At 72.5% G+C, this 12,832-nt stretch carries 11 protein-coding genes and 1 pseudogene; 7 read left to right on the top strand and 5 right to left on the bottom strand.

Annotated features, from left to right (window positions below; all coding sequences use genetic code 11):
* Positions 1-30 precede the first annotated feature (30 nt).
* The gene (locus tag ACZ4W9_RS31655) at positions 31-1,281 is read left to right on the top strand and encodes a DUF4032 domain-containing protein (RefSeq protein ID WP_467941493.1); all 1,251 of its coding nucleotides are present in this window, start codon (positions 31-33) and stop codon (positions 1,279-1,281) included.
* 1 nt (position 1,282) lies between these two features.
* Here the strand turns inward: ACZ4W9_RS31655 and ACZ4W9_RS31660 are convergent, their stop codons facing one another.
* Positions 1,283-2,149: a universal stress protein gene (locus ACZ4W9_RS31660; RefSeq protein ID WP_467941495.1), complete on the bottom strand. Its 867-nt coding sequence runs from the start codon at positions 2,147-2,149 to the stop codon at positions 1,283-1,285.
* 157 nt (positions 2,150-2,306) lie between these two features.
* Between ACZ4W9_RS31660 and ACZ4W9_RS31665 the strand changes: the two are divergent.
* Positions 2,307-2,884: pseudogene (locus ACZ4W9_RS31665) on the top strand (response regulator); the annotation flags it as partial.
* 59 nt (positions 2,885-2,943) lie between these two features.
* Here ACZ4W9_RS31665 and ACZ4W9_RS31670 read toward each other — a convergent pair.
* Entirely contained in the window at positions 2,944-4,725 is a 1,782-nt protein-coding gene (locus ACZ4W9_RS31670; RefSeq protein WP_467941497.1) for a M4 family metallopeptidase, read from the bottom strand.
* A 310-nt stretch (positions 4,726-5,035) separates the two neighbouring features.
* Here ACZ4W9_RS31670 and ACZ4W9_RS31675 point away from each other — a divergent pair, with 310 nt between their 5' ends.
* The 5 genes from ACZ4W9_RS31675 to ACZ4W9_RS31695 all read left to right on the top strand — a co-directional run bounded on the left by ACZ4W9_RS31675 (position 5,036) and on the right by ACZ4W9_RS31695 (position 9,672).
* Positions 5,036-6,241 carry a serine hydrolase domain-containing protein gene (locus tag ACZ4W9_RS31675; protein WP_467941498.1) on the top strand — a complete coding sequence of 402 codons (1,206 nt, stop codon included), beginning with the start codon at positions 5,036-5,038 and terminating at the stop codon, positions 6,239-6,241.
* A 70-nt stretch (positions 6,242-6,311) separates the two neighbouring features.
* Positions 6,312-6,989, top strand: a complete 678-nt coding sequence (locus tag ACZ4W9_RS31680; protein ID WP_467941499.1) for an AIM24 family protein — start codon at positions 6,312-6,314, stop codon at positions 6,987-6,989.
* 414 nt (positions 6,990-7,403) lie between these two features.
* Complete coding sequence (locus ACZ4W9_RS31685) at positions 7,404-8,375, top strand: LLM class F420-dependent oxidoreductase (RefSeq protein ID WP_467941501.1); 972 nt, start codon at positions 7,404-7,406, stop codon at positions 8,373-8,375.
* A gap of 106 nt (positions 8,376-8,481) precedes the next feature.
* Positions 8,482-8,907: an SsgA family sporulation/cell division regulator gene (locus ACZ4W9_RS31690; RefSeq protein WP_467941502.1), complete on the top strand. Its 426-nt coding sequence runs from the start codon at positions 8,482-8,484 to the stop codon at positions 8,905-8,907.
* A 120-nt stretch (positions 8,908-9,027) separates the two neighbouring features.
* Positions 9,028-9,672 (top strand): DUF2238 domain-containing protein, encoded by a 645-nt coding sequence (locus ACZ4W9_RS31695; RefSeq protein WP_467941573.1) that lies wholly within the window; start codon positions 9,028-9,030, stop codon positions 9,670-9,672.
* On the opposite strand, the gene ACZ4W9_RS31700 is transcribed toward ACZ4W9_RS31695, so the two are convergent.
* The 3 genes from ACZ4W9_RS31700 to ACZ4W9_RS31710 are packed head-to-tail and all read right to left on the bottom strand — an operon-like array spanning position 9,669 to position 12,814.
* Positions 9,669-10,190: a DUF6328 family protein gene (locus ACZ4W9_RS31700; RefSeq protein WP_467941504.1), complete on the bottom strand. Its 522-nt coding sequence runs from the start codon at positions 10,188-10,190 to the stop codon at positions 9,669-9,671. The genes ACZ4W9_RS31695 and ACZ4W9_RS31700 overlap by 4 nt on opposite strands.
* 45 nt (positions 10,191-10,235) lie before the next feature.
* Positions 10,236-11,219: an aldo/keto reductase gene (locus ACZ4W9_RS31705; protein WP_467941506.1), complete on the bottom strand. Its 984-nt coding sequence runs from the start codon at positions 11,217-11,219 to the stop codon at positions 10,236-10,238.
* A 50-nt stretch (positions 11,220-11,269) separates the two neighbouring features.
* Entirely contained in the window at positions 11,270-12,814 is a 1,545-nt protein-coding gene (locus tag ACZ4W9_RS31710) for an AMP-binding protein (RefSeq protein ID WP_467941507.1), read from the bottom strand.
* Between the last annotated feature and the right edge of the window lie 18 nt (positions 12,815-12,832).

A 12,832-nucleotide genomic window follows, 5' to 3' on the forward strand; every position in this document is an offset into this window, starting at 1 on the left:
ACACCCGGCCGGGGCCTTAGGGTTCGTGTCATGTCCTTGCAGATCAGCGCCACGAACCCGGAGCACCCCGCGCTCCTGCTCGCCCTGCCCTGGGACACCCCGCTGGAGGAGTGGCCCGAGGAGTACCTCGTCCCGCTCCCCCGCGGCATCTCCCGGCACGTGGTGCGCTACGCGCGCGCCGGCGACGAGGTGATCGCCGTCAAGGAGCTGGCCGAGCGGCCCGCGCTGCGCGAGTACGGGCTGCTGCGCGACCTGGACCGGCTCGGCATCCCGGCCGTCGACCCGCTCGCCGTCGTCACCGGCCGCACCGACCGCTCGGGCGCCCCGCTGGAGCCGGTGCTGATCACGCGGCACCTGCGCGGCTCGATGCCGTACCGGTCGATGTTCGAGACCACCATGCGCCCGGCGACCATGCACCGGCTGATGGACGCCCTCGCCGTGCTGCTGGTCCGTCTCCACCTGGCCGGCTTCGCCTGGGGCGACTGCTCGCTGTCCAACACCCTGTTCCGGCGGGACGCGGGCGCCTACGCGGCCTATCTGGTCGACGCCGAGACCGGCGAGCTGCACCCGCGGCTCAGCCCCGGGCAGCGCGACTACGACCTCGACCTGGCCCGGGTCAACATCAGCGGCGAGCTGCTGGACCTCGAGGCGTCCGGCGCGCTGCACCCGTCGGTGGACCCGGTGGAGTTCGGTCACGAGATCTGCACCCGCTACCACGGGCTGTGGCGGGAGCTGACCCGCACCTCGGTGTACCCGGCGGGCAAGTACCACTACATCGAGCGCCGGATCCGCCGGCTGAACGACCTCGGCTTCGACGTGGCCGAGATGCAGATCGAGCACTCCTCCAACGGTGACACGGTCACCTTCGTGCCGAAGGTCGTGGACGCCGGCCACCACCAGCGGCAGCTGCTGCGGCTGACCGGCCTGGACACCGAGGAGAACCAGGCACGGCGGCTGCTGAGCGACCTGGAGAGCTGGATGGCCACCCAGGACGACTACGCCCCCGAGGACGCGACCGGCGGGGACCCCCATGCCGCCCGCCCCGAGGTGCTCGCCCACCGCTGGGTCCGGGACGTGTTCCGGCCCACCGTGCGCGCCGTGCCGCCGGAGCTGCGCGGCACGATGGACCCGGCGGAGATCTACCACCAGCTGCTCGAACACCGCTGGTACCTGTCCGAGCGCGCCCAGCACGACATCGGGCTGGACACGGCCGTCGAGGACTACATCGAGAACGTCCTGCCGAGGGCCCGCGCCACACTGGAGCCGGCCGAGCCCGAGTAGGTCAGTCGTGCGGGACCACGGCCACCGGGCAGCCGGCGTGGTGCAGCACGCCGTGCGCCACGGAGCCGATCCGGGCACCGACGGCCGTCCGGTGCGCCCGGCGCCCGACGACCATCAGCTGGGCCCGGGCCGCCGTCGACAGCAGCACCTGCCCGGCGCTGCCCATCTCGACGTGCTCGGCGACGGACACCTCGGGGAACCGCTCCCGCCAGGGCCGCACGGCATCCGCCAGCGCCTGCTTCTCGTACGGTTCGAGGCCGCCGGCCTCGTCCAGCAGCCGGAGCGAACCGGGGCTGTAGGCGAACACCGGCGGCAGGGTCCACGCCCGCACCGCGCGGACCGCCGCTCCCCGGGCCGCCGCCGTCTCGAACGCGAACCGCAGCGCCGCCGCGCTGTCGTCGGGCCCGCCCTGCTGGCCGACCACGACGTCCCGGCCGGACGCCTCCGCCGCCGCTTCGTCCCCGGCGCGCACCAGCACCACGGGCCGGGCCGCCTCGGCGATCACCTGCTGCCCCACCGAGCCCAGCAGGAACCCGACGACGGGTCCGTGCCCGCGCGAGCCGAGCACCAGCATCTCGGCCCCGGCCGCGGCTCGGGCCAGCGCCTGCCCGGCCCCGCCCTCCACCAGGTCCGTGGTCACCGTCAGCCCCGGGTGCCGTTCCGCGACGGAGCGCACGGCGCGCTCCACGCCTTGCGAGACCCACCCGTGCTGGGTGTCCCGGTCGGCCGTGGCCAGCGCCTCGGCGTACCGCCAGGCGTGCACCACGCGCAGCGGCAGGCCCCGGCGCACCCCCTCCCTGGCCGCCCAGTCCAGCGCGGCCAGGCTCTCCTCGGTACCGTCCACCCCTGCCGTGATCGGGCGTGTCATCCGTGGGCCTCCTCGTCGTCCCGTGCGCACGAGCGTGTCGTCGTGTGCTCATGATCATGGTGCCCGCTCCCGGCCACCGGCACCGCGAAGTGCCGCGGCGGACCCGGGCGATCGAACATACGACGGCCCGGTACCGGTGACATGGGTGGGGAGTCGTATGGCACAGGCCGCCGAGACCGCGCGGACCGTCATCCTGACCGTGGACGACGACCCGGGGGTCTCCCGTGCCGTCGCCCGCGACCTCAGGCGGCGCTACGGCGGGTCGTACCGCGTCGTCCGGGCGGAGCCCGGCGAGTCCGCGCTCGCCGCGCTGCGCGAGCGTTCCTGGAACAGGCCCTGGACGTGTACCCGGGAACGCGTCGGGTGCTGCTGACCGCGTACGCGGACACGCACGCGGCGATCGACGCCATCAACGTCGTCGACCTGGACCACTATCTGCTCAAGCCCTGGGATCCGCCCGAGGAGAAGCTCTACCCGGTCCTCGACGATCTCCTCCAGGCCTGGCGCTCCGGCGCCCACAAGCCGGTGCCCAGCACCAAGGTGGTCGGACACCGCTGGTCGGCGCGGTCCTCGGCGGTCCGCGAGTTCCCGGCCCGCAACCAGGTGAGCCCGAACCGCCCGAGCCGGCTCCCCCGGCGAGCCGTCCCGCCGTCCCGCCGGTACCGGGCCCGGCGGGACGGGTGCCGGCCGACTGGGCGCGCACGCTGCGCTGACACCGGGGCGGACGGGCCCCGCACGGGCGGATGCCCCGCACGGGGCGGGGCATCCGGTGGCGCGGGGTGGTCCGGCGTCCGTCAGTGGGCGCGCAGGGTGTTGGCGGCGGTCACGTTGACCGCGGACCACGACGTGTTGACCGTCTTGTACTCGGTGCTGTTCGCGCCGTACAGGTCCTTGGCCGCCTTCAGGGTCGCGGTGCGTGCCTGGTGGAAGTCGGTGCTGGAGACCATGTAGCGGGTGAGCGCCCGGTAGTAGATGGCGGTCGCCTTGGCCCGGCCGATGCCCTTGACCTTGATGTTGTGGTAGGTCGGCGAGTTGTAGGTGACGCTGCCGATCTTCTTCTTGCCGCCGCCCTCGGCGAGGAGGTAGTAGGCGTGCGAGGAGACGCCGGAACCGGCGTGCACCTCGGTGTAGTAGGTGTTCGGCGACCAGTAGTCGATGGTGCCCTCGAGCTTGTCCAGCGACGGGTGGTCCAGGCGGCGCAGGAACTTCTGCGCGAGACCCAGCTTCTCGCCGACCAGGTAGTCCGGGGTGTCCTTCGCGTTCTTGGCGTAGAACTCGACGTTCGAGCCGAAGATGTCCGCGAGCGACTCGTTCAGCGAGCCGGGCTCGCCGTACTGGTTGCCGTCGGAGTCGACGAAGGTCGGCTGGAGGTTGGCGGTCGCCTCCACCACGCCGTGGGTCAGCTCGTGGCCGGTGACGTCGAGGACGACGAGCGGCTTCTTGAACATCTGGCCGTCGCCGTCGCCGTACAGCATGCAGTTGCAGGTGGGGTCCCAGAAGGCGTTGGCGACCTTCTTGCCCCAGTGCACCATCGCCTGGGCGGCCTTGCTGTTGTTGCGGATGCCCTTGCGCTTGAACGTGGACTTGTAGAAGTCCAGCGTCTTGGTCACGCCGTACTGCGCGTCGGCGGCGACCGTGGCCCGGCTCGAGGTCGCGCCGTTGCCCCACACGTTGTTCGTGTTGGTGAACTTGGCGCCGGCGCTGAACTTCTCGGTGTACGAGCCCTTGGCGTCCCGGGTCTCGGTGCCGTACCGGTTCGGGTCCTTGAGCTGGTAGTGACCGCGCGAGGTCTGCGTGGTGGTGAGGCCGACGTTGCCCACGAAGAGGGTCTTGCCGGTGCCCTTGGCGGCCGACGGGTAGCCCGTGGCGGCGGTGGCGCCGGAGCCGACCAGACCGGAGGCGGCCGCGGCGGAGCCGGTGCCGGTGGCCGGGTCGAGGGTCTCGCCGCGGTCGCGCAGGGTGTCGAGCAGCCTCGGCGACAGGAACTCGTCCCGGGACGGCGTGTTGCTGCGCACCTTGCCGGTGACCGCGTCGACGACGACGGTGCGGGAGGTGTCCCGGTCGGTGACGGTGACCTGGTAGGCGAGCGCGGAGGCGCCGGCGCGGGCGTCCACCACGAGCTGGGCGCCGCTCGCGGCGCCCTTGGCGGCCTCGGCGGCCTTCGCGGCGGCCTGGGCGGCGGACAGCCTGGCCCGGGCGGCGGGCTTGACGGTGTGGTCGGCCGCGCGGGTCACGCCGGCGTAGCCGAGCTTGCCGTCGAGGTGGACGACGAGGTCGCCACCGAGCACCTGGAGGCCCTCGTGCGTGCGGACGAACCGGACGTGCCGGGCGCCCTCGGGGTCGATCATGACGTCCTGGGCGTGCAGTTCGTCGCCCTTGGAGACGCCGGTCGCGGAGGCGTGCGCGAAGGCCGCGGCGCGCGCCGCCTCCACCACCACCGCGGCATTGACGGCGGCGGAGGCGGCGGTGCGCTGCGTCCCCGTGTCGGGAGCCGCGAAAGCCGTACCGGCCAGGCCCGTGGCAGCCGTCGTCACCGCGACGGCGACCGCCACGGTGCGTATGTGCGGTCTACGCAATCTGATCAGGGTTCCTTCGTTCGAAGGCGGCCGAGGTCGTCAACCGCCTTGAGACATGGCGCGGTTGGGCGCCACGGGGGCCGGTCGGCCCCGGGGGTAACCCTTACGGATCAGTCATGGACACGTAAAGCCGGAATGATCCATTTCGTGAACTTCTATGGCAATCCTTTACATACGAGAGCCACAGAGTGATCACAGCATGACCCATCGTGTGTCGGCTGGGAGGACGTCACCCCCATCCCCTAGGTTCCCAGGGCGGAATGTGACCGATATCGCATCAGGAACCGGGCCGATGGGAGAGGATCGCGACATGGACGTGGCAACGGTGGGGCGGGGAGCGGTTCTCGGTGCGGTCGCGCTGTCGCTGTTCGCGGTCCCCGCGCACGCGGCGGCCGGGACACCGGACACCCCGGTGTCGGCGGCACGGCAGGCTCCGGACACGGCGGCACGGCCGGCAGCGCGCATCCCGGGCGCGGCGGCGCTGCCGGCCCCGGACACCGCGGGTCTGGCCGCGGTGCTGCGGTCGGTGGTGGCCCGGGGCGCGCCGGGGGCGCTGGCCCGGATCGACGACCACGGCCGGACCTACCGGGTCACCCGCGGCGTCGCCGACCGCGCCACGGGGCGGGCCATCAGCACCGGCGACCGGTTCCGGATCGGCAGCGTCACCAAGACCTTCACGACCGTGGTGCTGCTCCAACTGGTCGACGAACAGCGGCTGCGGCTGGACGCGCCGGTCAACCGCTATCTGCCGGGCCTGCTGCCGGACGACCGGATCACCGTCCGCCATGTGCTCGGCCACCGCAGCGGCCTGTACGACTACAGCAACGACATGTTCGCCGCCAGCGTCCCCGGCTTCGAGGCGGTCCGCAACAAGGTGTTCACCTACCGGCAGTTGGTCGCCCTCTCCCTGAAGAAGCCCCGCACCAACGCGCCCGGCGCCGCCTACGCGTACTCCAACACCAACTTCGTCGTCGCCGGGCTGCTCGTGGAGAAGCTCACCGGGCAGCCGGTGGCAACCGCCTACCAGAACCGTCTCATCAAGCCGCTGAAGCTGACCGACACCTTCTACGTCCACCCGGCCACCGCGATCCCCGGCCGCCACACCCGCGGCTATCTGACGCCGGACACCGCGGGCGCCCCGCTGGTCGACGCGACCGCGCAGACCGTGTCCTGGGCGCAGAGCGCGGGGGCGGTCATCTCCAGCGCCCGCGACCTCGACGCCTTCTACGGCGCGCTGCTGAAGGGCAGGCTGATGTCCGCCGCGCGGCTCGCCGACATGGAGCGGTTCACCAAGGTGAACAGCACGACGGCGTACGGGCTCGGGCTGCGGCGGCGGACCCTGTCCTGCGGGGTGTCGGTGTACGGGCACACGGGGGCGGTGCAGGGCTACTACACCTACGCGTTCGGCACCAAGGACGGCGGGCGGACCCTCACCGCGGTGGCCAACACCTCCAACAACGCCAAGGTGCTGGACGCCCTGGCCGGGACGCTGGAGTCGGCGTTCTGCGGGAGGTGACCGGACGGCGGCCGGACCGGCACGTTCCGTGATCTTGGCGGAACGGACTCGTCCGGGACACCATGCCCGCATGAAGGGTGATCTCTTTTCCAGTCAGCACGTGGTGCGGCCGGCCGTGGAGCCGGGAATGTCCGTCGAGAACGCCAAGTGCGTCAAGTACGCGGTGGACGGCGAGATGTACGCCCGGCAGGGCGCGATGGTCGCCTACCGCGGCGACCTGAGGTTCGAGCGCAAGGGACAGGGCGTCGGCGGCATGCTCAAGCGTGCGGTCACCGGTGAGGGGCTGCCCCTGATGGCGGTGCGCGGTCGGGGCGAGGCCTGGTTCGCGCACGAGGCGCAGAACTGCTTCATCGTCGACGTCGAGCCCGGCGACCAGTTCACCGTCAACGGCCGCAACGTCCTGTGTTTCGACGCCTCGCTGTCGTACGAGATCAAGACGGTGAAGGGGTCGGGCATCGCCGGCGGCGGCCTGTTCAACAGCGTCTTCACCGGGCAGGGCCGGCTCGGCCTGGTCTGCGACGGCAACCCGCTGGTCATCCCCGTGTCCGCGCAGGCGCCGGTGTACGTCGACACGGACGCGGTGGTGGGCTGGACCACCCATCTGCAGACCTCGCTGCACCGCTCGCAGTCCCTCGGCTCGATGCTGCGCGGTGGTTCCGGGGAGGCCGTGCAGCTGATGTTCCAGGGCGAGGGGTTCGTCGTGGTGCGGCCGAGCGAGCTGACACCCCAGACGAACCAGCAGCGCTGACCCCGCCCCGCCGGGAACGGTGCCGGCGCCCGGATCGGACGATGCCTCCGGGCTGTGGCGAACCCCATGGAACGCACCCCCGCGCGCCCCGCGTCTTCGTCACCGGTTCGGAACGGCGGGCGCGACGCTCGTGCCACGGCTCGCGGCACCGCCGTACGCCCCCGGAGCAGGCCCGCGACGAGCGCGCCGGCCCGGCCGCCGGCCTGTGTGCGCCGGGCCCGCTCCCGGCCACGCGGCACCGGCCGGCGACCGATGCGCGTGTCCCGGCCGCACAGCGGTGCCGCGCGGGCCGTGGTCGCCGGCCGCACCCCGCCCGGCATCACTGACGACATTCCCGCGGACGTTCCGGGGTACCGGAGGAGTGATCCGCGTCGTCGGCTGTTTTCCGGACGGGAAGCCGGGGACTCGCCGGATATGGTGCAAATCGGATACACGATGATGACCGAGCAGGCCGGTCCCCGGGACCTGGTGAACCATGTGGTGGGCGCCGAGGAGGTGGGGTTCGACTTCTCGGTGATCTCGGACCACTACTTCCCGTGGCTGCGCGCGCAGGGCCACGCCTCCTACGCGTGGAGCGTGCTGGGCGCCGCCGCCCAGGCCACCACGCGGATCCCCCTGATGACCTACGTCACCTGTCCCATCCTGCGCTACCACCCGGCGATCGTGGCGCAGAAGGCGGCGACCGTGCAGCTGCTGTCGGAGGGCAGGTTCCGGCTCGGCCTCGGCGCCGGCGAGAACCTGAACGAGCACGTCGTGGGCGGCGGCTGGCCTCCGGTGGACGTCCGGCACGAGATGCTGGAGGAGGCGATGGAGATCATCCGCGCGCTGTTCGAGGGCGGCCATGTCACCCACCACGGGCAGCACTACGACGTGGAATCGGCCCGGCTGTGGGACCTGCCGGACCAGGCGCCGCCGATCGGCCTCGCCGTCTCGGGCGACCAGTCCTGCGAACTCGCCGGGCGCCTCGCCGACCTGGTGATCGCGACCGAGCCGAAGGCGGGCCTGCTGGAGGCGTTCGACCGGCACGGCGGCCAGGGCAAGCCCCGGGTGGGCCAGCTGCCGGTGAGCTACGACCCCGACCGGGACACGGCGGTCAAGCGCGCCCACTCCCAGTTCCGCTGGTTCGGCCTGGGCTGGAAGGTGAACGCCGAACTGCCGCACCCCGACTCGTTCGAGGCCGCGACGCAGTTCGTCACCGAGGACGACATCGCCTCCGCCATCCCGTGCGGTGACGACCCCGAGGCCTTCGTCGAGGCCGTACGGCCGTACGCGGAGGCCGGTTTCGGGGAGGTCGCGCTGGTGCAGATCGGCGGCGACGCGCAGCGGGAGTTCCTGGACTGGTCGGCGAAGACCCTGCTGCCGGCGCTGCGGGAGGCGTTCGGATGAGGGCCGTTGCGGCGATGTGGCGCAGGAATCAGCCGCACGAGTGAGCATCCTGGGCACTGCCGGGGTACTAGGGGTTTCTACGCCGATTGTCTGCCGGAGGCCCCGCGTGAACCCGTTCGTGCACAAGACCCTGGTGGTGCAGCTCCTCGCGCCCGGCACCGGGCGGTGTCCGGTGCTGGCCCATCTCGGCTACGCCGCCGACGACCCGTTCGCCGTCACCGCCGTCTTCGCCCACGACGGCCGGGTGCTGGCGTCCTGGCGGCTGGACCGGGCGATGCTCGCCGAGGGCCTGGCCGGATCGGTCGGCATCGGCGACGTACGGCTGCGGCCGCAGGACACGGGTCCGTGGCACGAACTGCGCATGGAGTTCCTCGGGGACACCCGCCCGGACGGCAGCCGGCACCGGGCGGTGGTGCTGGCGTGGGCGCCGGGGGTGGCGGCGTTCCTGCGCGAGACGTACCAGGTGGTGCCGCCGGGCCAGGAGCGGGTCGACGTGGACGAGTTGCTGGCGGAGATCCTCTCCGCGGGGTGAGTAGCCGTACTCATGCCCGCGGGCCCGGCCCGGCGCCACGATGGGGCTCTACGACGCCTCGAGGCAAGGAGCCCCGCCGTGACCGCTGCGCATCCCGCCCCGCTCCGGGCGCCGCGCCGTGTGCCGCCCGTCGTCTTCGCCGGTGTGGTGGCCGCGGGGCTGGCCGTGTCGGCGGTCGGCGCCCGTGACCGCGCCACCTGGTTCCTGGAGACCGTGTGGGCGCTGCTGGGCCTGCCGCTGGTGGTGCTGTTCTGGCGGCGCTTTCCGCTGACCGGGCTGCTGTGCGGGCTGCTCACCGCGCACGCGCTGGTCCTCGCGGTCGGCGGGCACTACACGTACGCCGAGGTCCCGGCGGGCGACTGGGTGCGCGACACCTTCGGCCTGGACCGCAATCCGTACGACCGTTTCGGGCATCTGATGCAGGGCTTCGTCCCCGCCCTGCTGGTCCGCGAACTGCTCACCCGCACCTCACCGTTGCGCGGCAGCCGCTGGCTGGCCCCGCTCACCGTGTGCGCCTGCCTGGCCTTCAGCGCCTGCTTCGAGCTGCTGGAATGGCTGGCGGCCGAGATCGGCGGCCACGGCGCGGACGCGTTCCTGGCGACCCAGGGAGACCCCTGGGACACCCAGTGGGACATGCTCTGCGCCCTGACCGGCGCCGTACTGTCCCTCCTCCTGCTCGGCCACCACCATGACCGCCAGCTGCGGACACTCGGTGTTCGACGCACGCCATCGCCGAGGACGACGGCCGCGCCAGGCAGGACCTAGTCCTCCGGGTCCTCCGGGTCCTCCGGGTCCTCCGGGTCCTGCGGGTTCCGGCGGCGGGCCCACAAGGGGAGGATGTACCAGCACAGGACGTACCAGGCGACGACGGCCGACACCAGGTAGGGGACGTAGCCGTTGTGGGTGGCCACCCGGAGGATCAGCAGCAGGGACGAGGTCATCGTGGCGAGCAGCAGGGCCAGGCCGACCAGGGTCAGCCGGGAGGCCAGCCGTACCGCGCGGGGCTTGACCCGGTGGCCGGAGACCAGGCGGTGCAGGGACACCGGGCCGATGAGCGCGCCGGTGGCGCAGGCGCCCATGACGACGGTCACGATGTAGATCGTCTGGTCGGTGTCGGCCAGCCGGGCGTACTTCGGCTGGAAGACCACCGTCAGCAGGAAGCCGAACAGGATCTGTACGCCCGTCTGTGCGACGCGGACCTCCTGGATGAGTTCACCCCACATCCGGTCGGCCCGCTCCTCCTCGGTCTCGTCGCGCCCTCTGCGCCGCCCTTCCCGTATCATGCCCAGCCGTATAACCGTCCGTCCGTTCGTCAAACGGGGAAGCGGCTACCAGCGGTGTTCGACCTGGTCCTTGATCCGGCGGTCGTACAGATCCCGGATCGCGGTGAGGGTCGCGGGCGGCAGCGGCGGCAGCTTGGCCGCGGCGGCGTTGGCGCGGGCCTGCTCCGGGCTGCGGGCGCCGGGGATCACGGTGGTGACCCCCTCCTGCTCGATGATCCAGCGCAGTGCGAGCTGGGCCGGGGTGTAGCCCTCGGGGGCGAGCGCGGCGAACTCGGCGGCGGCCTCCACGCCGGTGGCGTAGTCGACTCCGGAGAAGGTCTCGCCCTGGTCGAATGCCTCGCCGTGCCGGTTGTAGGTGCGGTGGTCGTCGGCCGCGAACACCGTGTCCTTGGTGTACTTCCCGGACAGCAGCCCGGAGGCGAGCGGGACCCGCGCGATGATGCCGACTCCGGCCTCGCGGGCGGCGGGCAGCACCTCGCGCAGCGGCTTCATGCGGAACGGGTTGAGGATGATCTGCACGCTGGCCACGCCCGGCCGGGCGATCGCGGTGAGCGCCTGCTCACAGGTCTCCACGCTCACGCCGTAGGCGGCGACGCGCTCCTCCTCGACCAGGGTGTCCAGGGCGTCGAACACCTCGTCGGAGGAGTAGACGGGGGTGGGCGGGCAGTGCAGCTGCACCAGGTCGAGGCGGTCGACGCCGAGGTTGCGGCGCGAGCGGTCGTTCCAGGCGCGGAAGTTGTCCAGGACATAGTTCTCCGGGATCTGCTCCACCCGGCGGCCCATCTTGGTGGCCACGAGGACGTGCAGGTCGGGACGGCCGCGCAGGAAGGAGGCGATGGTCTCCTCGCTGCGCCCGTCACCGTACACGTCAGCCGTGTCGAAGAAGGTCACCCCGGCCTCGGCCGCCGCCTCCAGGACGGACAGGGCCACCTTGTCGTCCACCTCTCCCCAGTCGGCGCCCAGCTGCCATGTGCCGAGCCCGACCACCGATGCCCACTGCCCCGACCTGCCGATCACACGTTCGTCCATGGCGTCAGTCTGTCATCCGTCACGGCATCCCGTGCACTTGACGGGTCCGCTCAGCCGGTCAGCCGGGTGCGCAGCTCACGCTTGTCCGGTTTGCCCGCCGCCGTCAGCGGGATGTCCGGCACCAAATGCAGGGCGTCGGGGGCGTAGAGGCGTCCCTTGCGGGCGGTGACGAAGTCCCGGATCTCCTGGAGCGCGGGGCGCTGCCCGGCGGCGGGCACCACGGCGGCGTGCACATGCTCCACCGCGTCGCCGTCCCGGCTGCCGAACACCGCGCACCGGCCGACGGCGGGATGGCCGAGCAGCAGTTCCTCCAGCTCCGCCGGATAGACATGGCCCCCGACGACCACGATCTTCTCCTTGATCCGGTCCACCAGGTACAGGTAGCCGTCCTCGTCGAGATAGCCGACGTCGCCGGTGTGCACCCAGCCGTCCCGCAGCACCTCGGCGGTCAGCTCCGGCTGCTTCCAGTAGCCGCCCATCACATAGGGCGAGCGCACCCGGACCTCGCCCCACTCCCCGGGCGGCAGGGCGGTGCCGTCGGCGTCCCGGACGGTGATCTCCACGCCCGGCAGGGCCCGGCCGACCGTCAGCTGGCCGCCGCGTCCGGTCACCTCCTGCTCCGTGGGGCCGGTCTGGGTGATGAGCTGCGTCTCGGCCTGCCCGTACATGCCGTGCAGCACGGGCCCGAGGACGCGGGCGGCCTGCCGCATCCGGGCCGGTGAGGCGGGAGTGCCGCCGTAGCTGACGCGGCGCAGGGCGGACAGGTCGGTGCGGGGCAGGTCGGGGTGGTCCAGGAGCCGGTAGAGCAGGGGCGGCAGCAGCCAGGTGTGGGTGACCCGCTCGCGCTGGATCGCGGCCAGCGCGTCCCCGGGCTCGAAGCCGTGCCGCAGGACCACCGAGCCGCCCTGGTACAGCGCCAGGTCGGCGAAGATCCCGGCGAGGTGGGCGAGGGCGGTGCAGGCCAGGAAGCGGGGCGGGTCGCCGGCGGCGGCGAACCCCTGGTCCATGCTCAGCCGGTAGGCGCCGTGGGTCATGCGGATGCCCTTGGGGATGCCGGTGGTCCCGCCGGTGTGCCGGACGCACCAGTCGTCGTCGGGGCCGGCCCGGCCCTCCATCGGCCGGGCCGGCCGCCGTGCCGCCGCCGCGAGCACGTCCTCGGCCTCGCCGTCCGGTCCGAGCCAGCGGATCTCGGGGGTGCCGGGGAGCCGCGACAACTGCCGTGCCGCCTCCCGCTGCCGGTCGTCCACCAGCAGCAGGGAGCAGTCCACGCTCTCCATCACCCGGGCCATGACCGGCGGGCTCATGCCCTCGTAGAGGACGACCACCCGGGCGCCGGTCAGATTGGCGGCGTAGCGGGCCACCAGGGCCTCCACGGTGTTGCCGGTGAGCAGGGTGACCGTGGCCCCGCGCCCCGTCCCGCGATCGGCCAGCTCCCAGGAGAGCCGGTGGACCTGGTCCCGGAACTCGCCGGCGCCGACCACCCGGCCCTCGGCGGTGGTGACCGCGGCCCGGGCCGGTTCGGCGGCCAGCACGTCGAGGACGGCCTCCGCGTAACTGCGGAACCCGGCCCGCGCAGGGGCCTGTTGCTCGCTCATCGCCGTTCTCCCTCGTCC

It is taken from the genome of Streptomyces sp. NPDC029296, assembly GCF_055569255.1.

Excerpts from the sequence above, each read along its gene's own strand:
- ACZ4W9_RS31655 (WP_467941493.1), top strand. The coding sequence starts at position 31 with ATGTCCTTGCAGATCAGCGCCACGAACCCGGAGCACCCCGCGCTCCTG.
- ACZ4W9_RS31660 (WP_467941495.1), bottom strand. The coding sequence starts at position 2,149 with ATGACACGCCCGATCACGGCAGGGGTGGACGGTACCGAGGAGAGCCTG.
- ACZ4W9_RS31675 (WP_467941498.1), top strand. The coding sequence starts at position 5,036 with ATGGACGTGGCAACGGTGGGGCGGGGAGCGGTTCTCGGTGCGGTCGCG.
- ACZ4W9_RS31680 (WP_467941499.1), top strand. The coding sequence starts at position 6,312 with ATGAAGGGTGATCTCTTTTCCAGTCAGCACGTGGTGCGGCCGGCCGTG.
- ACZ4W9_RS31685 (WP_467941501.1), top strand. The coding sequence starts at position 7,404 with ATGGTGCAAATCGGATACACGATGATGACCGAGCAGGCCGGTCCCCGG.
- ACZ4W9_RS31700 (WP_467941504.1), bottom strand. The coding sequence starts at position 10,190 with ATGATACGGGAAGGGCGGCGCAGAGGGCGCGACGAGACCGAGGAGGAG.
- ACZ4W9_RS31705 (WP_467941506.1), bottom strand. The coding sequence starts at position 11,219 with ATGGACGAACGTGTGATCGGCAGGTCGGGGCAGTGGGCATCGGTGGTC.
- ACZ4W9_RS31710 (WP_467941507.1), bottom strand. The coding sequence starts at position 12,814 with ATGAGCGAGCAACAGGCCCCTGCGCGGGCCGGGTTCCGCAGTTACGCG.